General features: G+C 64.2%; 23 protein-coding genes. 7 read left to right on the forward strand and 16 right to left on the reverse strand.

Annotated elements, in window-relative coordinates; all coding sequences use genetic code 11:
• The 11 genes from QBK88_RS00005 to QBK88_RS00055 form a co-directional block, all read right to left on the reverse strand.
• Window positions 1-430: methionine ABC transporter permease (locus QBK88_RS00005; protein WP_277960410.1), on the reverse strand; the 430-nt coding region annotated here is incomplete at its 3' end.
• A complete protein-coding gene (locus QBK88_RS00010) occupies window positions 420-1,544 on the reverse strand; it encodes an ATP-binding cassette domain-containing protein (protein WP_277960411.1) in 1,125 nt (374 codons plus the stop codon). The genes QBK88_RS00005 and QBK88_RS00010, both read right to left, overlap by 11 nt.
• Window positions 1,545-1,546: 2 nt before the next feature.
• Window positions 1,547-2,338 (reverse strand): MetQ/NlpA family ABC transporter substrate-binding protein, encoded by a 792-nt coding sequence (locus QBK88_RS00015; RefSeq protein WP_277960412.1) that lies wholly within the window; start codon window positions 2,336-2,338, stop codon window positions 1,547-1,549.
• Window positions 2,339-2,437: 99 nt separating this feature from the next.
• Window positions 2,438-3,799: an LLM class flavin-dependent oxidoreductase gene (locus tag QBK88_RS00020; RefSeq protein WP_277960413.1), complete on the reverse strand. Its 1,362-nt coding sequence runs from the start codon at window positions 3,797-3,799 to the stop codon at window positions 2,438-2,440.
• The gene (locus QBK88_RS00025; protein WP_277960414.1) at window positions 3,799-5,004 is read right to left on the reverse strand and encodes an SfnB family sulfur acquisition oxidoreductase; all 1,206 of its coding nucleotides are present in this window, start codon (window positions 5,002-5,004) and stop codon (window positions 3,799-3,801) included. Before QBK88_RS00025 ends, QBK88_RS00020 begins: the two co-directional genes overlap by 1 nt.
• A gap of 20 nt (window positions 5,005-5,024) precedes the next feature.
• On the reverse strand, window positions 5,025-6,260 hold the full coding sequence (locus QBK88_RS00030) for an SfnB family sulfur acquisition oxidoreductase (protein WP_277960415.1): 1,236 nt from the start codon (window positions 6,258-6,260) through the stop codon (window positions 5,025-5,027).
• A gap of 102 nt (window positions 6,261-6,362) precedes the next feature.
• Entirely contained in the window at window positions 6,363-7,073 is a 711-nt protein-coding gene (locus QBK88_RS00035; protein WP_277960416.1) for a hypothetical protein, read from the reverse strand.
• A gap of 264 nt (window positions 7,074-7,337) precedes the next feature.
• Window positions 7,338-8,081 carry an L-cystine ABC transporter ATP-binding protein TcyN gene (gene tcyN / locus QBK88_RS00040; RefSeq protein WP_277960679.1) on the reverse strand — a complete coding sequence of 248 codons (744 nt, stop codon included), beginning with the start codon at window positions 8,079-8,081 and terminating at the stop codon, window positions 7,338-7,340.
• A 4-nt stretch (window positions 8,082-8,085) separates the two neighbouring features.
• Entirely contained in the window at window positions 8,086-8,754 is a 669-nt protein-coding gene (tcyL, locus tag QBK88_RS00045; RefSeq protein WP_445764870.1) for a cystine ABC transporter permease, read from the reverse strand.
• A complete protein-coding gene (gene tcyJ / locus QBK88_RS00050; RefSeq protein ID WP_277960417.1) occupies window positions 8,751-9,548 on the reverse strand; it encodes a cystine ABC transporter substrate-binding protein in 798 nt (265 codons plus the stop codon). Before tcyJ ends, tcyL begins: the two co-directional genes overlap by 4 nt.
• A gap of 127 nt (window positions 9,549-9,675) precedes the next feature.
• On the reverse strand, window positions 9,676-10,674 hold the full coding sequence (locus tag QBK88_RS00055; protein ID WP_277960418.1) for a D-cysteine desulfhydrase: 999 nt from the start codon (window positions 10,672-10,674) through the stop codon (window positions 9,676-9,678).
• A 199-nt stretch (window positions 10,675-10,873) separates the two neighbouring features.
• Here QBK88_RS00055 and epsC point away from each other — a divergent pair, with 199 nt between their 5' ends.
• Together epsC and betT are read left to right on the forward strand one after the other, a co-directional pair.
• Window positions 10,874-11,809: a serine O-acetyltransferase EpsC gene (gene epsC, locus QBK88_RS00060; RefSeq protein WP_268147175.1), complete on the forward strand. Its 936-nt coding sequence runs from the start codon at window positions 10,874-10,876 to the stop codon at window positions 11,807-11,809.
• A gap of 200 nt (window positions 11,810-12,009) precedes the next feature.
• On the forward strand, window positions 12,010-13,974 hold the full coding sequence (gene betT, locus QBK88_RS00065) for a choline transporter BetT (protein WP_268151282.1): 1,965 nt from the start codon (window positions 12,010-12,012) through the stop codon (window positions 13,972-13,974).
• A gap of 88 nt (window positions 13,975-14,062) precedes the next feature.
• Here the strand turns inward: betT and QBK88_RS00070 are convergent, their stop codons facing one another.
• Window positions 14,063-15,088: a LacI family DNA-binding transcriptional regulator gene (locus QBK88_RS00070; RefSeq protein WP_277960419.1), complete on the reverse strand. Its 1,026-nt coding sequence runs from the start codon at window positions 15,086-15,088 to the stop codon at window positions 14,063-14,065.
• Window positions 15,089-15,303: 215 nt separating this feature from the next.
• On the opposite strand from QBK88_RS00070, the gene QBK88_RS00075 reads away from it, so the two are divergent.
• The 5 genes from QBK88_RS00075 (at window position 15,304) to QBK88_RS00095 (ending at window position 21,643) form a co-directional block, all read left to right on the forward strand.
• Window positions 15,304-17,544 (forward strand): TonB-dependent receptor, encoded by a 2,241-nt coding sequence (locus tag QBK88_RS00075; RefSeq protein ID WP_277960420.1) that lies wholly within the window; start codon window positions 15,304-15,306, stop codon window positions 17,542-17,544.
• Between the two features lie 3 nt (window positions 17,545-17,547).
• Window positions 17,548-18,876 (forward strand): LLM class flavin-dependent oxidoreductase, encoded by a 1,329-nt coding sequence (locus QBK88_RS00080; protein ID WP_277960421.1) that lies wholly within the window; start codon window positions 17,548-17,550, stop codon window positions 18,874-18,876.
• A 48-nt stretch (window positions 18,877-18,924) separates the two neighbouring features.
• Window positions 18,925-19,962: an L-glyceraldehyde 3-phosphate reductase gene (mgrA, locus tag QBK88_RS00085; protein ID WP_277960422.1), complete on the forward strand. Its 1,038-nt coding sequence runs from the start codon at window positions 18,925-18,927 to the stop codon at window positions 19,960-19,962.
• A gap of 54 nt (window positions 19,963-20,016) precedes the next feature.
• Window positions 20,017-20,943 (forward strand): sulfonate ABC transporter substrate-binding protein, encoded by a 927-nt coding sequence (locus tag QBK88_RS00090; protein WP_268147186.1) that lies wholly within the window; start codon window positions 20,017-20,019, stop codon window positions 20,941-20,943.
• A gap of 451 nt (window positions 20,944-21,394) precedes the next feature.
• On the forward strand, window positions 21,395-21,643 hold the full coding sequence (locus tag QBK88_RS00095; RefSeq protein ID WP_158152836.1) for a hypothetical protein: 249 nt from the start codon (window positions 21,395-21,397) through the stop codon (window positions 21,641-21,643).
• A gap of 144 nt (window positions 21,644-21,787) precedes the next feature.
• Here the strand turns inward: QBK88_RS00095 and tauD are convergent, their stop codons facing one another.
• From tauD to tauA, 4 genes are read right to left on the reverse strand one after another with little or no spacing between them, the layout of a single operon-like run.
• Window positions 21,788-22,621 carry a taurine dioxygenase gene (gene tauD, locus QBK88_RS00100; protein WP_277960423.1) on the reverse strand — a complete coding sequence of 278 codons (834 nt, stop codon included), beginning with the start codon at window positions 22,619-22,621 and terminating at the stop codon, window positions 21,788-21,790.
• Between the two features lie 34 nt (window positions 22,622-22,655).
• On the reverse strand, window positions 22,656-23,489 hold the full coding sequence (gene tauC / locus QBK88_RS00105) for a taurine ABC transporter permease TauC (RefSeq protein WP_277960424.1): 834 nt from the start codon (window positions 23,487-23,489) through the stop codon (window positions 22,656-22,658).
• Window positions 23,486-24,277, reverse strand: a complete 792-nt coding sequence (gene tauB, locus QBK88_RS00110; protein ID WP_277960425.1) for a taurine ABC transporter ATP-binding subunit — start codon at window positions 24,275-24,277, stop codon at window positions 23,486-23,488. Before tauB ends, tauC begins: the two co-directional genes overlap by 4 nt.
• 47 nt (window positions 24,278-24,324) lie before the next feature.
• Window positions 24,325-25,299, reverse strand: a complete 975-nt coding sequence (tauA, locus tag QBK88_RS00115; RefSeq protein WP_277960426.1) for a taurine ABC transporter substrate-binding protein — start codon at window positions 25,297-25,299, stop codon at window positions 24,325-24,327.
• Window positions 25,300-25,415: the final 116 nt, after the last annotated feature.

A 25,415-nucleotide genomic window follows, 5' to 3' on the forward strand; every position in this document is an offset into this window, starting at 1 on the left:
CGATGCCTGGCCGCGCTTCCGGCAGCAGCACGTGCCAGATGATGTGCCAGCGTCGGCAGCCCATGGCCTGGGCCGCTTCGATCAGGCCGTGGTCGACCTCGCGCAGGCTGACCTCGGCGATGCGTGCGAAGAATGGCGTGGCCGCGATGGTCAGGGGCACCACGGCAGCCCACACCCCATAGGTGGTACCGACGATCAGGCGGGTGAAGGGAATCAGCGCCACCATCAGAATCAGAAACGGAACCGAGCGGAACAGGTTGACGAAGCCGCCCAGCAGCCGGTTCAGCGTGGGTGCCTGGTAGATGCCGCCCTTGCCGCTGGTCACCAGGACAACCGCCAGGGGAATGCCCAGCAGCAGCGCGATCAACGATGACACGCCCACCATCAGCAGGGTGTCCAGGGTGCCTTGCAAGAGTCGTTCAGCCCACATAGCCCAGCACCTCCACACGGTCGGCCCACAAGGCCGCGCGTTCCACCAATTGTTCACGCCCCAGGGGCGAGTGCGCCACGGCAATCACCAGTTGCCCCAAGGCCCTGCCCTGAATGCGCTCCACGCCACCCTGCAGCAGGCTTACCCGGCCACCCAGGCTGTGGAACAGGGCGGACAGGTCAGGTTCTTCGCCATCGGTACCGTTCAAGCGCAAGCTCAGTACCAGCGCCTCCGTAGGGGATGCTTGCTGTGGGTGCAGGCGCGCTTGCAGCTCGGCCGGCACCCCGTGCTGCAGCGGGGCCAGCAGGGTCTTGCTGACCTCATGTCGTGGGTCGCCGAACACCTGCCACACCGGGCCCTGTTCGACCACCTGGCCTTGCTCCAGCACAACCACGCGGTCACAGATATCGCGGATCACCGCCATTTCATGGGTGATGAGAATGACGGTCAGGCCCAGGCGCCGGTTGATGTCGCGCAACAGCGCCAGGATCGACTCGGTGGTTTCCGGGTCCAGTGCGGAAGTCGCCTCGTCGCACAGCAGAATCTGCGGGTCGTGCACCAGTGCCCGGGCAATGCCCACCCGCTGTTTCTGCCCGCCGGACAACTGCGCCGGGTAGACATGGTGCTTGTCGGCCAGGCCCACCAGGTCGAGCAATTCGGTGACCTTGCGGTGCCGTGCGCCCTGTTCCACGCCGGCTACCCTCAACGGCAGTTCGACGTTCTGCCACACGGTCTTGGCTGACATCAGGTTGAAATGCTGGAAGATCATGCCGATGCGTCGGCGCAGTTGCACCAGGCGGTCTTCGTCGAATTCGCCGATGTCCACCTGGTCGATCAGCACTCGGCCGCTGCTGGGTTGCTCCAGGCGGTTGATGGTGCGGATCAGCGAAGACTTGCCAGCACCGCTGCGGCCGATGATGCCGAAAATCTCGCCCCGCTGGACGCTCAGGTCAATGCCGTGCAGGGCCTGCACGGGCCCCTCCTGGCCCTGGTAGGTCTTGCCCACGCCAATGAAGCGCACGTGGGCGTTGGCCAGTTCCGGGTGAAGCTCGGTGCGCTCGGCGCTGGCCGGGCGCTTGGGCGTACTGTCAGGCAGGCGCTGGGCTTGGCTCATGGTCAACTCCCCCAGCCGGTCTGGTAGAGCTTGCCGTAGGTCTTGTCCAGGGCCGCACGCACCACGGGCGAGTGCTGGTAGATATCAATGAACCTGGCCAGGCGCGGGTCATTCTTGCTCTTGGGCTGAATCACGAACTGGATGACGTATTCGGGGTGGTCGACGCCGTCGAACAGCAACGCCGACTCGGCGTCGAAGGTCTTGGCCAGGCGGATGTAGGCGGGGTAGCCCTGCACCAGGTCGGCGTCATCGTAGGCACGCACCAGTTGCACGGCTTCCACCTGCAGCAGTTTCAGGTGCTTGGGGTTGGCGGTGATATCGTCTTCGGTGGCCTTGTAGCCTACCCCTGGCTTGAGGGTGATCAGCCCGGCCTTGGCCAGCAATTGCAGGCCACGGCCGCTGTTGATGGGGTCGTTGGCGATGGCCACGGTGGCACCGTCAGGCAGCTCGGCGAAGCTTTTGTACTTTTTCGAGTAGAGGCCCACGTTGTTGATGATGCCCGGGGCGTAGGGCACCAGGTCGAAACCGGCGGCCGCCTTGGCGTTTTCCAGGAAGGGAATGTGCTGGAAGTAGTTCACGTCGATGTCGCCGGCGGCGAGGCTGACGTTGGGGGCGATCCAGTCGGTGAACTCCACCAACTGGACTTTCAGGCCCTGTTTGTCTGCTTCGGACACCGCGGCTTCCAGGGGAATGGCGAAGGCGGCGGTGGTGCCGACTTTCAGCGGCGCGTCGGCGGCCTGGGCCAGGCCGGTGGCCAAGCCCAGGGTGAGCAGTAAGGTGGCGATCTTTTTCATGCTGTTCGTTCCAATGCGATACGGTTTGGCCTGGTTGCGTGTGGGGCCAGGCAGTGCGCGATACCCGGCATACCGCGGCGTTGCGTTCCTGCGCCCGGATCAGGCGGTCAGGTGTCTGAATTCGTTGGCGATGTGGCGCTGGGGTAGCCGTGCGCCTTGCTCGAACAGCTTCTGGCGCAGTGGCCCTTCGGCGTACTCGGTCTTGTAGCGCCCACGGCGTTGCAGCTCCGGCACCACCAGGTCGATGAAGTCCACATAGCTTTCCGGGGTCACGGTGCGCGCCAGGTTGAAGCCGTCCAGGCCGGTCTCGTCGAGCCAGGCGATCAGTTCGTCCGCCACCTGTTGCGGCGAGCCCACCAGAGTGATGTAGCGCCCGCCCAGAGCGTGCTGGTCGAGCAGCTTGCGGCGGGTCCAGTCGTTGTTCTGCAAGTGCTTGGTGGCTGACTGAATGGCGTTGCTCTTCACGTACTGAATGGGCTCGTCCAGCTCGTATTGGGCGAAGTCGATGGCTGTGGAACTGGCGAAATGCGCGACACCAGCTTCGGCACTGGCGTATTCGAGGTACTCGGCATGCTTGGCGCGAGCCGCTTCTTCGGTGGCCGCGACGATCACCGTCAGGCCCATGAACACCTTCACGTCGTCGGCCTGGCGCCCGGCGGCCACAGCACTGGCGCGTACCTTGTCGACTTGGGCGCGAGTGCTGGCCTTGTTCTGGCCACTGATGAACACGCACTCGGCATGGCGCCCGGCGAACAGCAGGCCGCGGTCCGACGCACCGGCCTGGAACAGCACGGGTGTGCGCTGTGGCGAAGGCTCGCACAGGTGGTACCCCTCCACCTGGTAGAACTCGCCCTGGTGGCGAACCTTGTGCACCTTGCCCGGCTCTGCGTACACCCGCCGAGCCGGGTCGTTGGCCACCGCATCGTCGGCCCAACTGCCTTCCCACAGCTTGTACAGCACTTGCAGGTACTCGTCGGCCTGGTCGTAGCGGCGGTCGTGCTCCACCTGCTCGCTCAGGCCCATGGCCTTGGCGGCGCTGTCCAGGTAGCCGGTAACGATATTCCAGCCCACCCGGCCGCGGCTCAGGTGGTCCAGGGTCGACATGCGTCGGGCAAACAGATAGGGCGGTTCATAGGTGAGGTTGGCGGTCAGGCCGAACCCCAGGTTCCTTGTCACCGCGGCCATGGCCGAGACCAGCAGCAGCGGGTCGTTGACCGGCAACTGAATGGACTCGCGCAACGGCACGTCGATGCTGTTCTGGTAGACGTCGTACACACCGACGATATCGGCGATGAACAGGCCGTCGAACAGGCCTCGTTCCAGGGTCTGGGCCAGCTCGGTCCAGTACTCGAGGGTCTTGTACTGGGTGGAGGTGTCCCGCGGGTGGGTCCAGAGGCCGTGGTTGATGTGCCCGACGCAGTTCATGTTGAAGGCATTGAGCAGGATTTTCTTCGCGGTCATCAGATGGTCCCCCGCAGCGGCGGCTTCTCGTCGTTGAGGTAATAGTTGCCGATGGCGTGGTACTTCCAGCGCACCGGGTCGTGCAGGGTGTGCACCCGGGCATTGCGCCAGTGGCGGTCCAGGCCATGTTCGGCGAGGGTGGCCTGGCTGCCGGCCAGCTCGAACAAGGTGGAACCGGCGGCCAGCGAAATCTCGGTGTTGATGGCGCGGGCCTCGGCCACGGCGATGGAGGCGGCCGCCACGCTGTCGGCGGTGCTCTGGGCCTGGGCGCGGTCCAGGTACTCGCCGGCACGCTCCAGCAGGGCTTCAGCGGCGTGCAGGCGGATGGCCAGGTGGCCGATGGTCTTCAGGCTCAACGGATCGTCCACGGCTTTCTCGATGCCGGAGTCGATCCACGGCCGGGTGCGGGTGCGCACGAAGTGCAAGGCGTCCTCGTAGGCCGCCCGGGCGATGCCGGTGTCGATGGCGGCATGGAGTATCTGCGCCAGCGGGCCTACCGGGGTCGGGCGTTCGAAGGCGGTCTGGAAGGGAACCACGTCGCGGGCCTCCACGTAGACATTGTCGAACACCACTGAACCGCTGCCCGTGGTGCGCTGGCCGAAGCCACTCCAGTCGTCGATCACTTCCAGGCCCGCGCTGGCCCGGGGCACGAAGGCCAACTGCTGCACACCTTGCTCGTCCACCACCGAGGTGGGGATGCGCTGGGCATACAGGGCGCCGGTGGCGTAGAACTTGCGGCCGTTGATGCGGTAGCCATCGCCGTCACGGCTCAGGCGGGTGGTGCGGTCGTGGGCAGTCCTGGTGCCCAGTTCCGCCAGGGCATTGCCGAAACGCTGCCCGGCCAGCACCTCGGCGTACAGGCGCTGCTGCTGTTCAGGGCTGCCGTTGGCCCGCAGCACTTCCAGGGCGTAATAGTGATTTTGCGGGATCTGCCCCAGCGAGGCATCGGCCTGAGCAATCAGGGCTACGACCTGGGCCAGGGTGACGTTGGACACCCCAGCGCCGCCAAAGGCTTTCGGCACGCTGATGCCCCATAGCCCCGAGCGGCTGAACAGCGCCAGTTCGTCGTGGGGCAGGCGCCGCTCGCGGTCGCGCGCAATGCTGTCCTGGCGCAGCGTTTGAGCCAGCGCGCGGGCCACGTCCAAGGCTTGGGCATCGGACTGGATAAGGGCCACCGGCCCCAGGTTGGGGGTGAATGCGTTCATTGCGTTCTCCAGTGGTCTGGTCAAATCCAGGAATGGCGTGCAGGGCGGCTGCCGTTCAGGTGGTAGGCGCCCACCGCGTGGTATTTCCAGCGCACCGGGTCGTGCAGGGTGTGCACCCGGGCGTTACGCCAATGGCGGTCGAGGTTGAATTCGGCAAGGGTGGCGCGGCTGCCGGCCAGTTCCAGCAGCTTCTCGCTGGCCAGCAGGGCGATTTCGGTGGTCAGCACCTTGGCCTCGGCCACGGCAATGGAGGCAACGGCGGCAGCGTCGGCGTCGATGACCCCGGTGCTGATCCGGTCCAGCACCTGCCCGGCTTTGCGCAGCAGGGCCTGGGCGGCGTGCAGTTCGAGCTTGAGGCGGCCGATGTCGGCGATCACGTACAGGTCGTCGCTGGCACGTTCCACGTTGGCGTCGACCCAGGGGCGCGCGCGCTCGCGGACGAAGGCGATGGCATCGTCGATGGCGCCTTCGGCAATGCCTGCGTCGATGGCGGCCTGGATCAATTGCGACACGGCGCCCTGCAGGGTCGGGGTGTCAGCGGCGCGCCAGCTTTGCACAACCAGTTCCGCGGCTACTGGCACGTTGTTCAGCAACACCGTGCCACTGGCGGTAGTGCGCTGGCCGAAACCAGACCAATCGTCGACGATGCGCAACCCAGCGGTGCCACGCGGCACGAACGCCAGCACTTGGCGGCCGTCGTCGTCCAAGGCTTTCACCGCCACCCAATGGGCGAACAGGGCGCCGGTGGAATAGAATTTCTGGCCGTTGATGACATAGCCGTCGCCCTGGCGGGTAATGCGCGCCTTGATTTCCAGGGTGTTGCGCGTGCCTTTTTCCGGGCCCGCGTTGCCGATGCGTGCCCCTTGCAGCACCGAACCGAACAGCTGCTGTTGCTGAGCTTCGGTGGCTACGCCCGCCAGCGTGTGCAGCAGGCCGAACTGGTTCTGCGGAATTTGCCCCAGCGCCGGGTCGGCAGCGGAGATGATGCGGAACACGTCGGCGATGGTGACGAATGAAAGTTGTGGCCCACCGAAGCGGCGGGGAATGGAAATACTGCCCAGGCCGCTGCGGCTGAATTGTTCGAGCTCGGCCCAAGGCAGCTGCCGCTCACGGTCGCGGGTGGCGGCGCCGGTTCGGGCAAGGGCGGCCAGTTCATGGGCGGCCGCCAGGGCCTCGGCGTCGCTGCCCAGCACGTGGGCGGGCAGCAGCGGTGGAGGGGTGTCCAGATCCGACTGGATATCGTTGTTGCTGACCATACCGTCCTCACGTCATGAATAGCGCCGCGTTGTCGCGGCGGAAAATGCGTTGGTCCGGTGGTCCGGTTCATATACCCTAATCGTGTATAAATTTTAAATATACTAACGTTTGGGAATATCAATAGAAGCTGAGTCGCGGTGCACGCGTACCTGCCTGGCGGGGGCCCAGCCAGACGGGTTGCCGACCCGATCGAGGACGCAATAGGTGGCTTCCTGGTAATCATCCAGCCCTGCTTCGCGGATCAGCGCCTTGGGAATTCGACCATTCACGGGCAGGCCGACCTGGCCCGGCAGCAGGGCTGGCAGGTCCAGGCGCAAGTCGCCCCAGCGCAGGGTCACGCGGTCCTCGGCGGTCATGTTCAGCCAGGGTTCGATGGTGAATGCCATGCCGCGCTTGATCCGGTTCAGGCACAGGCCTTCGTGCAGTACTCGCTCGGGCAGGTGCAGGGGGGCGAGGAACTGGTTCACCGGGTCGTGCGCCAATGGTGCGCCGGGGCACAGCAGTTTCACGGGCACGCACAGGCTGGGTGACTTCTGCGCGCGGTGGCCCACCCGCAGCACGCGGTAATGCAGGTGCGCTTCACCGTCCTCGATGAAGCTGGGTGGCAGCGGCAGGCGCAGTACCTGCCCGGCCATGGCCGAGCGGGCGCAGACAAAGGCATCGTTGCAGAACAGTTCGACCAGGTCGCCGTCGTTCATGGCGGGGTAGGGGGCGATGGTGGCGCTCAGGTGCCCGGCGGTGTGCACGCCTATGCCGTGGGGGCACTGGGGCAGGGTGGGCGGCGAGAGTTCAGATCCGTTGAACAGGCGCATGGCAAATCTCCTTCAAGGCATGGCGGCAAATGGGCCGCGGTCCTTGATAGGGGGTTGCTGGCGAGGGTTCAAGGTGGGAACGCTGCCGTCGCTCGAACTCAGACGCGTCCTACAGCAACGACGGGATGCTGCCGGGGGAGCTTGAGAGTCGCCTGTAGGAATGGGCAACGCTCGGGAACGGCCACCGCACCGGCTCGGGTACACCGAGGCCGCCGGTTCCCGAGCTGCGCCCGGTCCTGCAGGGAGTCCTGTTGCGCGATTGCATCAGCCCGCCAGGAACTTGCTGAGGAACTGCCGGGTACGCTCCTCCCTGGGGTTGGCGAACAACGCCTTGGCGTCACCCTGTTCGACGATCACGCCCTTGTCGAAGAACACCAGCCGGTTGGCCACGTCCCGGGCAAAGGCCATTTCGTGGGTGACGATGATCATGGTGCGCTTCTCCTCGGCCAGGCCGCGGATGGTCGCCAGCACTTCGCCCACCAGCTCCGGGTCCAGCGCCGAGGTCGGTTCGTCGAACAGAATCACCTGGGGCTCCATGGCCAGAGCGCGGGCGATGGCCACCCGTTGCTGCTGGCCACCGGACAGCTTGCGCGGGTAAGCGCCTTCCTTGCCCGCCAGCCCGACCTTGGCCAGCAGCTTGCGGCCCAGGGCCTCGGCTTGGGCGCGCGGGGTCTTCTTGACCACCACAGGGCCCTCAATCACGTTTTCCAGCGCCGTGCGGTGCGGGAACAGGTTGAAGTTCTGGAACACGAAGCCAACCTGCTGGCGCAGGCGGCGGATCAGGCCCTGCTGCTGGGCGACCTTGCTGCCGTCGATCTCGATGTCGCCCATGCGGATACGGCCGCTGTCCGGCGTTTCCAGCAGGTTCAGGCAGCGCAGGAAGGTGGTCTTGCCCGAGCCGCTTGGGCCGATGATGGCGACGACTTCGCCGGCCTCCACCCGCAGGTCGATCCCCTTGAGCACCGTGGTGCCGTTGAATTGCTTGGTCAGTTGTTCCACCACGATCATGGCGTCAGGACTCCTGGTCATGGCGGTTTACGCGTTCTTCGAGGCGGTTCTGCAGGATCGACAAGGCGCTGGCCAGCACCCAGTAGATCAAGGCAGCGGCCAAGTACATGGTGAACACTTCGAAGGTGCGGGCAGTAATCAGCTGAGCCTGGCGGAACAGTTCCGGCACCTGGATGGTGGCCGCGAGCGCGGTGTCCTTGACCAGGGAAATGAAACTGTTGCCCAGCGGCGGCAACGCGGTACGGGCGGCCTGGGGCAGGATTGCCCGGCGCATGGTCTGGCCGCGAGTCATGCCGATGCTGGCGGCTGCTTCCCACTGGCCGCGGTCTACCGAGCTGATCGCCGCGCGCAGGATTTCACAGACATAAGCAGCCATGTTCAGCGAAAAGCCGATCAGGGCGGCCGGCAGCGGGTCCAGTTCCACACCGATCTGCGGCAGGCCGTAGTAGATCACGAACAGTTGCACCAGCAACGGCGTGCCGCGGAAGAACGACACGTACACCCGGGAAATTCCCCGCAGCAGCATGAACCGCGACAAGCGCATCAGCGCCAGGCCGAAGCCCAGCAGCAAACCGAAGAACATGCCACCCAGGCTCAGGGCGACGGTGAAGTACGCGCCCTTGAGCAAAAAAGGCGCTGAATCCAGCGCCAGTTTCAGACTGTCTTCAATCATTTGGTGACATCAGCGTTGAAGTACTTCTGCGACAGCTTGGCCAGGGTGCCGTCGGCGCGCAGTTTGTCGATGGCCTTGTTGATGGCGGCCAGCAGTTCCGGCTCACCCTTGCGCAGGGTCACGCCGGCTTCCTGGCGGGAGAACGCCGGGCCCGACACGGCCAGGGTGTCGTTGGTCTTGCTGATCAGCTCGAAGGCGGCCAGGCGGTCGACCAGAATGGCGTCGATACGGCCCACGCGCAGGTCCTGGTACTTGGTAGGGTCATCGTCGTAGGTCTTGATGACGGCGCCGGGTACGTTTTCCTTCAACCACTGCTCGTAGTTGGTGCCCAGGCCCACGCCGACTTTCTTGCCGGTCAGGTCGTTGGCAGAAGCAATCTTGCCGGCGTCTTTCTTCTGGGTCAGGGCCTGGATGCCGGACACGGTGTAGGGTTCGGAGAAGTCATACTTCTTCTTGCGCTCTTCGGAGATGGTCACCTGGTTGATGGCCACGTCCAGGCGCTTGGAGTCGACGGCCGCGAGGATACCGTCCCACTTGGTCGGCTCCAGTTTGGCCTTCACACCCAGCTCCTTGGCCAGCGCCTGGGCGAACTCGACCTCGAAACCGCTCAGCTTGCCGCTTTCGTCGACGAAGCTGAAGGGTGGGTAGGTGCCTTCAAGGCCGACGCGAATCTCGCCGTTCTTCTTGATGGTATCGAGTTCATCGCCGGCCACGGCCTGGCCGATCAGTGCCGAGCCCATGACCAGGCCCATGCTGGCGATGAGGAGGTTGCGACGCAATGAAGAGAAAGTCATTTGATGCCCCATATGTTGTTTTGGCGGGAAGGCAAAAGCGTCCTGGCGATTGCTGCGGCGAGATTATCGCCGCGTCTATTTATGGCTGAAAATACTAAAAAAATCACAAGTATTACTTTTTGCTATATCAATTGTTCCATACGCTTGGGTAAGCGAACAACGCCGGGGCACCGCCCGTGTGCAGGAAAATCACTGGGCCGTCGTCCAGGCGCTGGCGGCCGATGCCATCGAGCAAACCGGCCATGGCCTTGCCTGTATAGACTGGGTCCAGCAGCAGGCCCTCCTGATTGGCCACCAACTTGATGGCCGCGAGCGTACCGGCGTTGGGTTCACCATAGCGCGGGCCGAAGAACTCATCCCACAACTGCACCTTGAAACTGTCCGGCAGCGGCACGTTGAGCAACTGCGCGGTGCGCTCGGCCAGGCCTTGTACCTTGGGGCGCTGGGCTTCATCTGTGCGCGACACGGTGACGCCGATCACCGGAAGGTCGGGCAGCGACTCGCTGAGCCCAAGGGCCAGGCCGCTGTGGGTGCCAGCGCTCCCGGAGGCCAGCACCACGGCGGCGAAGTCCAGCCCGCTGGCCTTGATCTGCTCGGCCAGCTCCAGGCCCGCGCGCACGTAACCCAGGGCGCCCAGGGCATTGGAGCCCCCGATGGGCACCAGGTACGGCTTGCGGCCGCTGGCGATCAGGCGCTGGGCCAGGGCTTGCAGTTGTTCATCGGCATTGTCGAGGTTCTCCACCTGTTCGACCTTGGCGTCGAACAGGTCCAGCAGCAGGCGGTTGCCGTTGCCCAGGTAGCTGCTGTCGTCAGTGGCGATGGGGTTCTCCAGCAAGGCGACGCAGCCCAGGCCCAGTTTGGCCGCGATGGCTGCCGTCTGTCGCACGTGGTTGGACTGGATGGCGCCAGCGGTGATCAGGGTGTCGGCGCCTTGGGCCAGGGCGTCGGCGGCCAGGTATTCGAGCTTGCGCAGCTTGTTGCCACCCATGGCCAGGGGGGTCAGGTCGTCACGCTTGACGTAGATATCGCGGCCTACCCATTGGGACAGTCGCTCGAGCTTTTCCAGCGCGGTAGGGGCGCCGAGCAGTTCGAGGCGGGGAAAACGGGCGAGCGATTGCGTGATCATGGGGATTCCGGCAGTGGTGGGAAAGGGGACTATAGGCAGGCGCCGTGCCTGCGGCAAGCCTGGCACGGTGGGCTGCGTGGAACGCAGCCCTGCGCATATGTTCAGATGTTCACCGCCGCGCAGAATCCGTTCTTTTTGCGGTGCGACAATCTACCGTAGAGTGGGCGCCGATCAGGCGGCCATATCAGGAGAACCCAACGTGAGCGACAAACCCCAAGGGGCCAACGGCCATTGGCAATTGCAGTCCATCGTCGGCCAGTTGCGCGGCGCGCGCGAGCAGTGGCGCAGTGCGAACGGGCGCAGCAGTGGTGAGCAGGGCGGGCGGCAGCTGCCTTCGCGCGAAGCGGTACGCGGCATTCTCGAACACCTGTGTGGTGCGCTGTTTCCCATGCGCCTCGGCCCGGTGGACCTGCGCGAGGAGAGCGAGGACTTCTACGTTGGCCATACCCTGGATGCCGCGCTCAATGCGCTGCTGGTGCAAGCGCGCCTGGAACTGCGCTACGCCGCCCGCCACCAGCAACGCCAGGAAGACGTGGATGCCCACGCCCTGCAACTGATCCAGGGGTTTGCCGCGGCGCTGCCACAGTTGCGCAGCTTGCTCGATACCGATGTGCTGGCCGCCTACCACGGCGACCCGGCGGCGCGCAGCGTCGACGAGGTGCTGCTGTGCTACCCCGGTATTCTGGCGATCATCCACCACCGGCTGGCGCACCACCTGTACCGCGCCGGCCTGCCGTTGCTTGCGCGCATCAGCTCGGAGCTGGCGCATTCGGCCACGGGTATCGACATTCACCCGGGCGCGCAGATAGGCCCCAGCTTCTTCATCGACCATGGTACCGGCGTGGTGATCGGCGAAACGGCGATCATCGGCGAGCGCGTGCGCATCTACCAGGCTGTGACCCTGGGCGCCAAGCGCTTTCCCGCGGATGAGTCGGGCAACCTGCAGAAAGGCCACCCGCGCCACCCGATCGTCGAGGACGACGTGGTGATCTACGCAGGGGCTACCATTCTGGGGCGCATCACCATCGGCAAGGGGTCGACCATCGGCGGCAACGTCTGGCTGACCCGCAACGTACCCGCGGGCAGCAACGTGACCCAGGCCAACCTGCAGCACGATGACGGCACCCAGAAGTAGCGCCGCAACCCGGGCGCTGATTTGGTAGGGGAACGGTTGTGTGGTTAAATTGAACGGCTGTTCAATTTAAAAGATGTTCGCGATTCGCGTTCTACAGGAGGTCAACCCTTGCTGAAAACGCTCTATTCAGCCCATTCCCCGTCCATCGAGGTGCACTGCAAATGAGTGCCTCGTCTTCTCCCGCCAGCGGCAATGTCCGCATGAACCCACCGGTGTTCTACTTCGCCGCCAGCTTCATCCTGCTGTTCGGCATCGTCGTCATCGCTTTCCCGCAACAAGCCGGGGCCTGGCTTACCGCCGCGCAAGCCTGGGCCGCCAACACCGTTGGCTGGTACTACATGCTGGCCATGACCCTGTATCTGGTCTTCGTGGTGGTCACCGCCTTGTCTGGCTACGGCAAGATCAAGCTCGGTGCCGACCACGACGAGCCCGAGTTCAGTTACCTGTCATGGGCCGGCATGCTGTTCGCCGCCGGCATCAGCATCACCCTGTTTTTCTTCTGCGTCTCTGAACCCCTCACCCACATGCTTACCCCGCCGCAAGGCCAGGGCGGCACCGAGGCGGCCGCGCGCCAGGCCATGCAGTTGCTGTTCCTGCATTGGGGCCTGCACGGTTGGGGCGTGTTCGCCTTCGTCGGCATGGCGCTGGCGTATTTCGCCTATCGCCATAACTTGCCGCTGGCCTTGCGTTCGGCCCTGTACCCGCTGATCGGCAAACGCATCAACGGCCCCATCGGCTACGCGGTGGACGGCTTCGGCATCATCGCCACGGTATTCGGCCTTGGTGCCGACATGGGTTTCGGCGTGCTGCACCTCAATGCCGGCCTGGACTACCTGTTCGGCGTTGCCCACAGCCAGTGGGTGCAGGTGATCCTCATCACCCTGATGATGGGCGCGGCGATCATCGTCGCAGTCTCGGGTGTGGACAAGGGCGTGCGGGTAATGTCCGATATCAACATGCTGCTGGCCTGTGCCCTGCTGTTGTTCGTGCTGTTCGCCGGGCCTACCCAGCACCTGCTCACCACGCTGATCCAGAACGTCGGCGACTACCTGGGCGCACTGCCGTCCAAGAGTTTCGACGTATACGCCTACGACAAACCCAGTGACTGGCTGGGTAATTGGACGGTGTTCTACTGGGCCTGGTGGATTGCCTGGGCACCGTTCGTGGGCTTGTTCATCGCCCGCATCTCCCGTGGCCGTACCATCCGCGAATTCGTCTTCGGTGTACTGCTGATTCCGCTGGGTTTCACCCTGGCGTGGATGTCGATCTTCGGCAACAGCGCCATCGACATGGTGCTGCACCACGGCATGACGGAACTGGGCCAGTCGGCCCTGGCCGACCCCGCCAAGACGCTGTACCTGTTACTGGAAACCTACCCCTGGAGCCGCACGGTGATCGCCGTCACGGTGTTCATCAGCTTCGTGTTCTTCGTCACCTCGGCCGACTCCGGCACCGTGGTGCTGTCGACGCTGTCTGCCCGTGGCGGCAACGCCGACGAAGACGGGCCAAAATGGCTTCGGGTGTTCTGGGGCGTGATGACCGCGCTGGTCACCAGCGGGCTGTTGTTCGCAGGCAGCATCGACTCGCTGAAATCGGCAGTGGTGCTGACCTCCCTGCCGTTCTCGCTGATCCTGCTGGCGATGATGTGGGGCCTGCACAAGGCGTTTTACCTGGAGTCCCAGCGCAAGATCGCGCAGATGTACTCCCTGGCCCCGGTCGCCACCAACGCCCGTCGCGGCCGCGGCGGCTGGCGCCAGCGCCTGAGCCAGGCCGTGCACTTTCCGTCGCGCGACGAGGTGTACCGCTTCATGGACACCCTCGTGCGCCCGGCCATCGAAGAAGTGTCGGCGGTGTTCACCGAGAAAGGCCTGAAGGTGGTGACGCAGGAAGACCTCAGCCACGACCAGGTCAGCCTGGAAATCGGCCATGGCGAAGAACGCCCGTTCATCTACCAGGTGCTGATGCGCGGCTACTTCACCCCCTCGTTCGCCCGCGGTGGCATGGGCACGAAGGAACTGAAGAACCGCCGCTACTACCGCGCCGAGGTGCACCTGGCCGAAGGCAGCCAGGACTACGACCTGGTGGGGTACAGCAAGGAACAGGTGATCAACGACATCCTGGACCAGTACGAGCGGCACATGCAGTTCCTGCACATGGTTCGTTGAGGTCGGGAATCGATTGACCTGGGCGCGCGCGGCCGACACTTGCAGCGAATCTGGCCGCGCCCCAGGCACCATGCACCGGGCGCCGGAGTCAGGCGCTTTCTCGCTCGATCAACCGGCATTGCAGCAGGTTCAGACGCTCCACTGGCGCTTCCCCCAGGCTCTCCAGCACCCGGGTGGCCGCCAGCACACCGATTTCCAGCGCGGGCGGTTTGATGGTGGTGAGGCTGGGCATGAGCATTTCGGCAAAGGGGTAGTCGCCGAAACCTACCACCGCGCAGTCCTGGGGAATCCTGAGCCCCGCGCGCTGGCCGGCCAGCAGGCCACCGGCCGCCAGGTTGTCGTTGGCGAAGATGATCGCCTGGGGCGGCTTCGCGCTGGCCATCAGCGCCTGCATGGCCTGCTTGCCGGCCTCGAAGGGCGCCAGGTCTGCCTGCGGGGCGAACACCTGCGGTTCGAGCCCCAGTTCGTTCATGGTCGCGGCATAGCCGTCACGCCGTTCCAGGGCGCTGAAGTCCCCGGCCGCGCTGTTTTGCACGAAGGCGATGCGCTGGTAGCCCTTGCCATGCAGGTAGCGGGTAGCCGTGACGCCTACCTGGTGGTGAGAGAAACCAATCTGCACCGGGCTGCGCTCAGGCCGGTAGTCCCAGGTCTCGATCAACGGGATGTCCGCTTCGGCAATCATCTTTTCCGTCGCCGCACTGTGGAAATGGCTGGTGAGCACCAGTGCCGCCGGTGCCCAGCCAAGGAAGGCGCGCACTGCGCTCTCTTCCTGTTCCTCGGAAAAATAGCTCGATGCCAACAGTACCTGGTAGCCATGGCGGCTGAGGGTATCGCTGAAGCCCTGGATGGTGTTGGCGAAGATCGGCCCTGAGATGTTGGGTATCACCATGCCGACGATCTTGCCCCGCGCCGACGCCAGCCCGCCCGCTACCAGGTTGGGCACATAACCCAGTTCCGCCACCGCCGCGGCAATGCGTTCGCGGCGCTCGGGCGACACCTGCTCCGGCTGGTTGAAGTAGCGCGACACGGTGATGGCCGAGACCCCGGCGTGGCGGGCCACGGTATCCAGGGTGACGCGGCCGGCGCCACGGCGTTTGCGCTTGTCATCGGTCATGGGCAGCTCATAAAACCTAAAAGAATATAAAAGTAATTTTTCAGTATTGGACGGTCTATTCACCCATTGCTGATACTGACGATGTTAGCGCTAACAAAGTGCTTTGTCTGCTACTCGCTCGAGCGAATGCCCAAGACACCTTTTCTGCGAACAACGACAGACGCAGTGGCCGTAGAGCCACGGCCAGGGCACAACCTTCGAGCAGGGCATCCGACATGTACAACCGATTTGGGGATCGTTTCAAGACCACCGCGCTGGTTCAGGCCTTTGGCTGGACCCTGGCCGCCTGCGCGGCCATGCCACTGGGCGCGGTACAGGCAGCGGATGCCACCACCACGGCTGACAGCAGCGCCGAGCCGGTGCTCAAGTCGGTCACCGTGACCGCCACCCGCCGCGAAGAGTCGTTGCAGAAAGTGCCCGTGGCTGTGACCGTGTTGGACGGCGAACAGCTGGGCCGCGAGAACCGTACCAATATTGAAAGCATCGTCCAGCAGATCCCCACCGTGAACTTCCGCACCGGCGCCTCGAACAAGGACACCTCGCTGTTCATTCGTGGCGTGGGCACCATTTCCACGTCGCCGGGCGTCGAACCCACCGTGGCCACCGTGGTCGATGGCGTAGTCTACGGCCGCCCCGGCATGGCCACCCTCGACCTGCTGGACCTGGAACGCATCGAAGTGCTGCGCGGCCCCCAGGGCACCCTGTTCGGCAAGAATGCCTCGGCAGGCGTGCTCAACATCACCACCAAGGCGCCTACCGACGAGACCCACGGCTATGTGGAGCAGTCCTACTACCAGGGCAACGAAAGCCGGACCCGCTTCGGCATCGGCGGCACGCTGATCCCCGGCACGCTCAAGGGCAACCTCACCACCCTGGTCAGCAGCTACGACGGTAACGTCGACAACAAGGCCAACGGCCAGGAAGTGAACGGCTATAACCGCAAGGGCGTGCGCGGCAAGCTGGAGTTCACCCCCAATGACGACGTCAAGCTGACCCTGTCGGCCGACTACATGAACTCGGGCAGCGATGCGCCCAACGGCGTGGTCAGCAGCACCAGCAGCACCGCCTTCGCCAATGCCCTGTCGCCGGTCAACGCCACCTCGCACAACCGTGACATCAACAGCGATTACCGCACCCATGTCGATGACATCAACAAGGGCCTGTCGGCGCAACTGGACTGGAACCTGGGCGACTACACCCTGACCTCCATCACCGCCTGGCGCGGCTGGAACAACGACCAGTGGCAGGATGCCGACCGCCTGTCCACCGTCAGCACCGCGTTCCCGGGCATCGAAGACAAGGGCACCCTGGACTACGACCAGTACAGCCAGGAAATCCGCCTGGCTTCGCCCAAGGGCGAGTTCATGGAATATGTGGGCGGCCTGTACTACATGCACGCCAAGGACAAGGAAACCTACGGGCGTACGCTGATCACGCCGACCGCCACCAACAACGGCCTGGCCAACTACAGCACCACCAGCGACAGCTATGCGATCTTCGGTGAGAACACCTTCAACTTCACCCCGTCGTTCCGCGGCATCGCCGGCTTGCGCTGGACCCACGACGAACTGAAATACGATCACGACCGCGTGTCCTCCTCGGCAGTGGCCGTGAACGGTATCAACCCCAGCACCAGCAGCTCCGGCGACACCAACGCCGAAGGCTGGTCGGGCCGCCTGGGCTTTCAGTATGACCTGAGCGACAACGTGACCAGCTACGTCACCTATTCGCGCGGCTACAAGGGCCCGGCCTACAACGTATTCTTCAACATGCAGCCGCGTGACACCCAGGCGCTCAAGCCGGAGACCTCCAACACCTGGGAAGTGGGCCTGAAGGCCACCAGCTGGAACAACCGCCTGACCACCAACCTGGCCGTGTTCCACAGCGACTATGACAACTACCAGGCCAACTTCTACGACACCGTGGCCGGCCAGGTGGTGACCCGTTTGATCAACGCCGGTACCGTCAGCACCGAAGGTGTGGAGGGCGACTGGGCCTTGCAAGCCACGCGCAACCTGAAACTGTCCGGTGCCTTCGCCTACACCCATGCACGCATCGACCAGTTCAGCTGCCCGGCCGGCGCCGCCGCATCCTGCGACGTCAACGGCAAGACCCTGCCGTTCAGCCCGGACTGGAAGACCTACGTGCGCGCCGATTACGACATCCCGCTGGACAACGGCATGGATATCGAGCTGGGCACCGACTACAACTGGCAGAGCGAAGTGCAATACGACATCAGCCAGAACCCCGACACCAAGCAGGGCGCCTATGGCATCTGGAACGCCAGCGTCGCCCTGGCCGACTACAACAGCGGCTGGCGCGTATCGCTGGAGGGCAAGAACCTGCTCGACAAGTCTTACTCGCCACTGCTGGCCAGCGGCACGGGTTACGTCTACCGCGCTGTACCGCGCGATGACCAACGTTACTTCGGCATTCAAGTACGCAAGGACTTCTAAAGCATGAGCCAGGCACCACGACAACTGAAACTGGGCGCGTTCCTGATGGCCACCGGGCACCACGTGGCGGCCTGGCGGCATCCTGACGTACCGGCCAATGCGGGCCTTGATTTCAAGCACTACAAGCACTTGGCCCAGGTGGCGGAGCGGGCACGGTTCGACACCCTGTTCGTGGCCGACAGCGTGGCGGCGGCCACCGGCGATATCGCCAGCCGCATGGCCCGCTCCGATCACTTCGAGCCGCTGACCCTGCTGTCGGCATTGAGCGCGGTGACCGAGCACATCGGCCTGATCAGCACGGTGACCACCAGCTACAACGAGCCCTACCACGTGGCGCGCAAGTTCGCTTCGCTGGACCACCTGTCGGGCGGGCGAGCGGGTTGGAACCTGGTGACTTCCGATGCCGCCGCCGAGGCGCAGAATTTCGGCCGTGACGAACACATCGGCCATGCCGAGCGTTACAGCCGTGCGCGGGAATTCCACCAGGTGGTCACTGGCCTGTGGGACAGCTGGGCTGATGACGCTTTCACCCGCGACAAGGCCAGCGGCCAATACTACGACGCCGCCAAGTTGCACGTGCTCAACCACAGCGGCGAACATTTCAAGGTCAAGGGGCCGCTCAACGTCGCCCGTTCCCCGCAAGGGCGGCCAGTGATCGTGCAGGCCGGCTCTTCGGAAACCGGTCGCGAGCTGGCGGCGCAAACCGCCGAAGTGGTCTTTACTGCCCAGACTTCGCTGGCCAATGCCCAAGCCTTCTACAGCGACCTCAAGGGGCGGTTGGCCAAGTTCGGCCGCACGCCTGACTCGTTGAAGATCATGCCAGGCGTATTTGTGGTCGTCGGTGAAACCGAAGTCTTGGCGCGGGAGAAATTCGAAGCGTTTCAGGCTTTGGTCGAACCCGAAGTCGGCGTGGCGTTGTTAGGGCGTATGCTCGGTAACTTCGACCTGTCTGGCTACCCGCTTGACGGCCCGTTGCCCGAATTGCCGCTGACCGACAGTGGCCAGCAAAGCCGGCAGAAACTGCTGACCGAGCTGGCCGGCCGCGAGAACCTGAGCCTGGCCGAGCTGGGCCGCAAGATCGCCGGTGGCCGCGGGCATTACAGCCTGATCGGAACCCCGGTGCAGATCGCCGATCAGTTGCAGGAGTGGTTCGAACAAGGCGCGGCGGATGGTTTCAACGTGCTGGTGCCACATTTGCCGGGCGGGCTGGAGGATTTTGCCGATCATGTAGTGCCCGAGCTGCAACGCCGCGGGCTGTTCAGAACCGAATACGAAGGCACCACGTTGCGCGAGAACCTTGGCCTGGAAAAACCTGCCAATCAGTTTGTGTGAGCGTTGCCCCGGCCCCCACAAGTGCCTTATCGAAAAAGAGAGGAATCGATGACTTACCTTGCTGCCCAGGACCGCTACGAGTCCATTCCCTACCGCCGCGTCGGCCGCAGCGGCCTGGTGCTGCCGGCCCTGTCCCTGGGCCTGTGGCACAACTTCGGCGACAGCACCCCCATCGACACCCAGCGCGCGCTGCTGCGCACCGCGTTCGACCTGGGCATCAACCACTTCGACCTGGCCAACAACTACGGCCCGCCCTACGGCAGCGCCGAGATCAACTTCGGCCGCCTGCTGCGTGAAGACTTCAAGCAGTACCGCGACGAACTGATCATCTCCAGCAAAGCCGGCTGGGACATGTGGCCAGGCCCATACGGGCAGGGCGGCGGCTCGCGCAAATACATCCTGGCCAGCCTCGACCAGAGCCTGCAGCGCCTGGGCGTCGACTATGTGGATATCTTCTACTCGCACCGCTTCGACCCCGACACCCCGCTGGAAGAAACCGCGGGCGCGCTGGCCACTGCCGTGCAACAGGGCAAGGCGCTGTACATCGGCATTTCCTCGTATTCCGGGGTCAAGACCCGCGAAATCGCCAAGCTGTTGCAGGAATGGAAAGTGCCACTGCTGATCCACCAGCCGGCCTACAACCTGCTCAACCGCTGGGTGGAGAAGGACCTGCTGGACGTCACCGAAGACCTGGGCGCCGGTGTCATCGCCTTCACTCCGCTGGCCCAAGGCTTGCTGACCGACAAATACCTCAACGGCGTGCCGAAAGACGCCCGGGTGAACAAGCCCGGCGGTGGTTCGCTGCTGCAATCGCACCTTTCGGAAAGCAACCTGGCGCACATCCGCTCGCTCAACGAAATTGCCCAGCAGCGCGGCCAGAGCCTGGCGCAACTGGCGTTGGCGTGGACCCTGCGCGACCCGCGTGTGACCTCGGCCCTGATCGGTGCCAGCCGCCCCGAGCAGATCATCGAGAACGTCGGCGCCTTGAAAAACCTGTCGTTCACCCAGGAAGAACTGGCGGCCATCGACCGCTTCGCCGTCGAAGGCGGCATCAACCTGTGGGAAAAGCCATCGCTGGCTGAGTGACCTTTCCAAGCCGGGGAATTTTTCGTTCCCCGGCCCTGCCTTGCGAGATTCCAGATGAAACCACTAGCACGCCTGGCGGCCGGCCTGTCCCTGCTCGCCCTGACCTTCAACGCCCTGGCCGACCCGGCCGCGCTGCGCATCGGCTACCAGAAGGGCTCCATCGCCCTGGTGCTGGCCAAGGAACACGGCCTGCTGGAAAAGCAGTTCCCGCAAACCAACGTGCAGTGGATCGAATTCCCCGCTGGCCCGCAGATGCTGGAAGCGCTCAACGTGGGCGCCCTGGACGTAGGCTCCACCGGCGACATCCCGCCGCTGTTCGCCCAGGCGGCCGGTGCGGATCTGGTGTACATCGGCGCGGAACCTTCCAAGCCTGCCGCCGAAGTCATCCTGGTGAAAAACGACAGCCCGTTGCATAGCGTGGCCGAGCTGAAGGGCAAGAAAGTCGCCTTCCAGAAAGGCTCCAGCTCCCACAACCTGATCCTGCGCGCGCTGAACAAGGCCGGCCTGACCTACAAGGACATCCAGCCCATCTACCTCAGCCCCGCCGACGCCCGCGCCGCGTTCGAGCAAGGCAGCGTAGACGCCTGGGTGATCTGGGACCCGTACTCCTCGCTGGCGCTGAGCGAAGGCCACACCCGCAAGCTGGCCGACGGCACCGGCCTGGGCCTGTCCGGCCCGCTGTACACCGCACGGCGCCAGTACGCCGAGCAGAATGGCCCCTTCATTCACAGCCTGCTCGACGAACTCAGCCAGGCCGAAGCACTCACCCGCAGCCAGCGTGACGAGAGCATCAACGTGCTGGCCGGCAACATGAGCCTGCCCAAACCGGTAGTGGCGCAGTACATCGACAACCGCCCGCCATCGCCGATCTCGCCGATCGACGACACGATCATGGCGGCGCAGCAGGTGACGGCGGATCTGTTTTATCAGAACCGGTTGTTGCCCAAGCATGTGGATGTCAGCAGCGCTGTCTTGAAATAGGACCGCGTCGTCCCCTTCCCGAGCTTCGCCCGGTCCCACAGGATTGAACTGACCCCCAAAAGTTGGACACCCACATCCAACTTTTTGGGGTCAGTTCAAGATGGGTGTGCGCGCCCATGTGGGACCGGGCGAAGCTCGGGAAGCGGGCACCACAAATGTTGGGATTTTTCCCACGGTGTTATCGGAAGTGGCCGGGTAGTGATGCCTGGGGCATCGCCCTATAGTCCTCTGCGTTGCTGAGCATCAGCGACCGGGCGTGCAAGCCTGTCCAGAAACTTAGTCCCGTCATCGCACAGCAGGCAGTAGAATTGCCTGCTGTGTTCGTTATGGTGGCTATGTGTGGGAGACCTTCGGGTCTGCCGGCTCTGGACCGGTCTTGCACACCTGCGCATAGCTGCCACCTTAATCGCGTGCAAGCGAAGGTGGCTCTCAACTGTCCAGAGTATTTGCCATGACCAACCAAGACGCCTCACCCCCGATCTTCCTGATCAACCCCGACTGCCCCGACCTAGACCTCTTTGAATTCGCCACCCGCCGCTTCCAGGCCGTGCGCAATCTCATGGAATGCCTTTCCTGCATGAATTCATGCTCGATCGAGGGCAAGGACCTGAATGTGGTTGCCGACGTGGCCTGTCACCTGCTCCAGGAAGGGTGCGACGTACTGGAGCGTATGCATGGCTTGATTGGGGTTGAAAGGTAGCCGCACGCCGGCTCTGACTGATCGTGGGAGAGTAATCCTCATGGTCGTGAGGATTTTAGGTTTTCAGCAAGCAATTTGATTAAAAACCTCATGATCGTGAGGATTTTTCCTTGCATACCGGGAGGGCGAATCGCCTGAGGTGTCTCAGAACGGCGCATCACCCAGAATCGTCGCCCGCTGCATCACCCGCCGCGCTGGCCGGTAATCATCCACCGCGTAATGCTGCGTGCTGCGGTTGTCCCAGAACGCCACGTCGTTCTCCTGCCAGCGCCAGCGGACGAAGAACTCCGGGCGGGTGGCGTGGGCGAATAGCAACTTCAGGATGGCGTCGCTTTCCGCCGGCTCCAGCTCGTTGATGCGGGTGGTGAAGCCATCGCTGACGAACAAGGACTTGCGCCCGCTTACCGGGTGGGTGCGAATCACGGGGTGGCTGATCGGCGGGTTCTTGCGGCGGGCTTCTTCCCAGCGCGCCAGGTCTTGCGGGGTGCTGCCAAAGCGCTCCAGCGGGAAGGACTTGGTGAAGTCATGGGTAGCGGTCAGGCCGTCCAATAGCCGCTTCAATGGCTCGGAAAGCGCCTCGTAGGCCGCGATCCCGCTGGCCCACAGGGTATCGCCACCATACGGCGGAATCAGTTTGGCACTCAGTACCGCGCCCATGGCCGGGGTGGGCAGGAAGGTCACGTCGGTGTGCCAGATGGCGTTGTCGCGTACGTCTGTCACGGCGGTGTCCAGGATCAGCACTTCGGGCTGTTCCGGCACGTTGGGGTAAATGGGGTGAATGTGCAGGTCGCCGAACTGGGCGGCGAAACGCGCTTGCTGTTGGGGTGTGATCGGCTGGTCGCGGAAGAAGACCACGTGGTGCTTGAGCAGCGCCTGCTCGATGGCATCGCGGTGCTCGGCCGTGATCGGCTGGGCGATGTCGATGCCGCTGATGACGGCGCCAATGGCAGGGCTGATAGGGGTGATGGTCAGGCTCATGGCTATCTCGTTATTCAAGGTAAGCGGCGATCGATCAATGACTTTGGCCGTGCCAGGGCACCAGTTTGCGTTGCAGGGCGCGCAGGCCCATTTCCAGGGCGAAGGCGATGACGGCGATTACCAGGATGCCCAGGATCACCACGTCGGTGACCAGGAACTGCGCCGCTGACTGCACCATGAAACCCAGGCCGCTGGTGGCGGCGATCAGTTCGGCGGCCACCAGGGTCGACCAGCCCACGCCGAGGCCGATGCGCACCCCGGTGAGGATATCGGGCAGGGCGCTGGGCAGGATCACGTGGCGGATCAATTGCGCACGGGTGGCGCCCAGCGACTGCGCGGCACGCAGCTTGGCCGGGTCCACGGTGCGCACGCCGGTGGCTGTGGCGATGGCGATGGGGGCGAAGATGGCCAGGTAGATCAGCAGTACCTTCGACAACTCGCCAATGCCGCACCAGATCACGATCAGCGGCAGGTAGGCCAGTGGCGGAATCGGGCGGTAGAACTCGATCAGTGGGTCGAAGATGCCGCGGGCGATGCGGTTGGTGCCGATGGCGATGCCGATGGGAATCGCGGTGAGGATGGCGAAACCCAGGGCCAGGCCGATACGGCCAAGGCTCGCGCCCAGGTGCTGCCACAGGGTGGCGTCCATGTAGCCTTCGGTTGCCAGCAGCCAGCCTTTCTGCAGCACGGCGATGGGCGAGGGTAGGAACAGTGGCTCGATCAGGCCGGTGGCCGTGACCGCCCACCACAGGGCCACCAACGTCAGCAGGGTCAAGGTGCTGATGGCACGAGTGCTCAGTTGGCGGCGCGTTTTCACCGGCCTGGTTACTGCGGGCTGAGCGGTGGCGGGGATGTCGTAGCTGCTCATGCCGGCTCCTGTTGCAGTGCGGTACGCTGGGAAAACACGCGGGACAACACGTGTTCGCGGGTTTCGATGAAGCGCGGGTCGGACTTGATCGACCGCGCCGATTCGCCGGCGCCGTAGCGTTGGCCGAAATCCAGGTGCAGGCGTTCGACCACCTGGCCCGGGTTGGGCGCCAGCAGGATCAGGTCGGTGGCCAGGAACACCGCTTCTTCGATGTCGTGGGTAATCAGGAACACCGGCTTGGCGGTGCGCTTCCATACTTGCAGCAGCAGCTCTTGCATCTGCTCGCGGGTGAAGGCGTCAAGGGCGCCGAAGGGTTCGTCCATCAGCAGCACGCGTGGGTCTGCAGCGAGGGCGCGGGCCAGGCCTACGCGCTGTTTCTGGCCGCCCGAAAGCTGCCAGACCCGCCGGCTGCCGAAGTCGGCCAGGTCCACCAGGGCGAGCATTTCCCGTGCCCGCTGTTCACGTTTCTCGCGGGGCACGCCGGCCAGCTCCAGGCCGAAGGCAACGTTGGCGAGGACGTCCTGCCAGGGCAGCAGGGCATCGTCCTGGAATACCACGCCGCGTTCGGCGCTGGGGCCCTTGACCGGTACACCGTCGAGGGTAATGCGCCCGGCGCTGGGCTCCACGAAACCGGCGATCAGGTTCAGCAGCGAGGTCTTGCCGCTGCCCGAGGGGCCCAGGGCCACCAGCAGTTGCTGCGGGCCGAGGGCCAGGTTGATGTCGGCCAGCACCGGCGTGCTGGCGCCGGGGTACTGTGCGCTGATGCGCTCGAGTTGCAGCAGGGCCATCGATATGGACTCCTTTTGGCCAGTGGCATTTCAGGCAAGCGGCCGGATTATTGAACGAACTGCGCGCTTACGTACGGGGCGTAGTCGGGCAGCACGGCGTCGACCTTGCCTTGTTCCTTGAGAAAGGTGGCGGTATCGGTGATGGCCTGGGTGGTCGGCGCGCCCAGGGCGGTGACCTGGTCAGCCGCCAGCGGGTAGACGTTGCCCTGCAACAGCAGCGGAATATCAGCGGCCTTGGCACCGGACAGCTTCACCAGCTTGGCGACGTTGCCCTGGTTGGCCAGCCAGGCGTTCGGGTCTTTGCGGTAGTCGGCGTAGGCGTCCAGGGTCACCTTGGCGAAGGCCTTGACGATCTCGGGGTGCTTGGCGGCGAAGTCCTTGCGCACTATCCAGGCGTCGAAGGTCGGTGCGCCGACCTTGGCCAGCTCACCCGAGGTAATCAGCACCTTGCCGCTCTCCTTGGCCACGCCCAGGGCCGGGTCCCAGACGTAGGTGGCGTCGATGTCGCCACGCTTCCAGGCGGCAATGATGGCCGGTGGATCAAGGTTGAGAATGGTGACTTTCGACGGGTCGATCTTCCACTGCTTCAGCGCGGCCAACAGGCTGTAGTGGCCGGTGGACACGAACGGCACGGCGATTTTCTTGCCGACCAGATCCTGCGGGCTGTTGATGCCCGAACCGTTACGGGCTACCAGGGCCTCGGCGGCACCGATCTGGGTGGCGATAAGAAAGGTTTCAACCGGCAGTTGGCGGGTAGCGGCGGCCGCCAGCGGGCTGGAGCCTACATAGCCGATCTGCACGTCGCCCGAGGCAACTGCGGTGATGACCTGCGAGCCGCCGTCGAATTTGCGCCAGTTGATCTTCGACTGCGTGGCCTTTTCATAGGCACCATCGGCTTGGGCCACTTTGGCCGGGTCGACGGTGGTCTGGTAGGCGACGGTGAAGTCCGTTGCCTGAGCCATGAACGCGGCGCCTGCCAGGGAGAGGGCCGCCAGCAGGCGAAGGGGGTTGAGCACAGACATGGTGTAGCTCCTCATCAGGCGGCCGGACGGCTAGGGTGATGAGGAAGACTAAATGATCTAAGAATCGCCAAATAAATAACGTTTTAGCATTAGCTTATGTTTGGTTCTTCTTGCGC

Source organism: Pseudomonas sp. RIT-To-2, from assembly GCF_029623465.1.
Taxonomy (GTDB): Bacteria; Pseudomonadota; Gammaproteobacteria; order Pseudomonadales; family Pseudomonadaceae; genus Aquipseudomonas; species Aquipseudomonas silvicola.

What these genes read in the sequence shown, in the direction of transcription:
- QBK88_RS00035 (WP_277960416.1), bottom strand. Translation starts at nt 7,073, where the DNA reads ATGCGCCTGTTCAACGGATCTGAACTCTCGCCGCCCACCCTGCCCCAG.
- QBK88_RS00095 (WP_158152836.1), top strand. Translation starts at nt 21,395, where the DNA reads ATGACCAACCAAGACGCCTCACCCCCGATCTTCCTGATCAACCCCGAC.
- tauA (WP_277960426.1), bottom strand. Translation starts at nt 25,299, where the DNA reads ATGTCTGTGCTCAACCCCCTTCGCCTGCTGGCGGCCCTCTCCCTGGCA.
- QBK88_RS00015 (WP_277960412.1), bottom strand. Translation starts at nt 2,338, where the DNA reads ATGAAAAAGATCGCCACCTTACTGCTCACCCTGGGCTTGGCCACCGGC.
- QBK88_RS00090 (WP_268147186.1), top strand. Translation starts at nt 20,017, where the DNA reads ATGAAACCACTAGCACGCCTGGCGGCCGGCCTGTCCCTGCTCGCCCTG.
- QBK88_RS00080 (WP_277960421.1), top strand. Translation starts at nt 17,548, where the DNA reads ATGAGCCAGGCACCACGACAACTGAAACTGGGCGCGTTCCTGATGGCC.
- tcyN (WP_277960679.1), bottom strand. Translation starts at nt 8,081, where the DNA reads ATGATCGTGGTGGAACAACTGACCAAGCAATTCAACGGCACCACGGTG.
- betT (WP_268151282.1), top strand. Translation starts at nt 12,010, where the DNA reads ATGAACCCACCGGTGTTCTACTTCGCCGCCAGCTTCATCCTGCTGTTC.
- QBK88_RS00020 (WP_277960413.1), bottom strand. Translation starts at nt 3,799, where the DNA reads ATGACCGCGAAGAAAATCCTGCTCAATGCCTTCAACATGAACTGCGTC.
- QBK88_RS00010 (WP_277960411.1), bottom strand. Translation starts at nt 1,544, where the DNA reads ATGAGCCAAGCCCAGCGCCTGCCTGACAGTACGCCCAAGCGCCCGGCC.
- tauB (WP_277960425.1), bottom strand. Translation starts at nt 24,277, where the DNA reads ATGGCCCTGCTGCAACTCGAGCGCATCAGCGCACAGTACCCCGGCGCC.
- tauD (WP_277960423.1), bottom strand. Translation starts at nt 22,621, where the DNA reads ATGAGCCTGACCATCACCCCTATCAGCCCTGCCATTGGCGCCGTCATC.
- QBK88_RS00030 (WP_277960415.1), bottom strand. Translation starts at nt 6,260, where the DNA reads ATGGTCAGCAACAACGATATCCAGTCGGATCTGGACACCCCTCCACCG.
- QBK88_RS00075 (WP_277960420.1), top strand. Translation starts at nt 15,304, where the DNA reads ATGTACAACCGATTTGGGGATCGTTTCAAGACCACCGCGCTGGTTCAG.
- QBK88_RS00025 (WP_277960414.1), bottom strand. Translation starts at nt 5,004, where the DNA reads ATGAACGCATTCACCCCCAACCTGGGGCCGGTGGCCCTTATCCAGTCC.
- QBK88_RS00070 (WP_277960419.1), bottom strand. Translation starts at nt 15,088, where the DNA reads ATGACCGATGACAAGCGCAAACGCCGTGGCGCCGGCCGCGTCACCCTG.
- tauC (WP_277960424.1), bottom strand. Translation starts at nt 23,489, where the DNA reads ATGAGCAGCTACGACATCCCCGCCACCGCTCAGCCCGCAGTAACCAGG.
- QBK88_RS00055 (WP_277960418.1), bottom strand. Translation starts at nt 10,674, where the DNA reads ATGATCACGCAATCGCTCGCCCGTTTTCCCCGCCTCGAACTGCTCGGC.
- tcyL (WP_445764870.1), bottom strand. Translation starts at nt 8,754, where the DNA reads ATGATTGAAGACAGTCTGAAACTGGCGCTGGATTCAGCGCCTTTTTTG.
- tcyJ (WP_277960417.1), bottom strand. Translation starts at nt 9,548, where the DNA reads ATGACTTTCTCTTCATTGCGTCGCAACCTCCTCATCGCCAGCATGGGC.
- mgrA (WP_277960422.1), top strand. Translation starts at nt 18,925, where the DNA reads ATGACTTACCTTGCTGCCCAGGACCGCTACGAGTCCATTCCCTACCGC.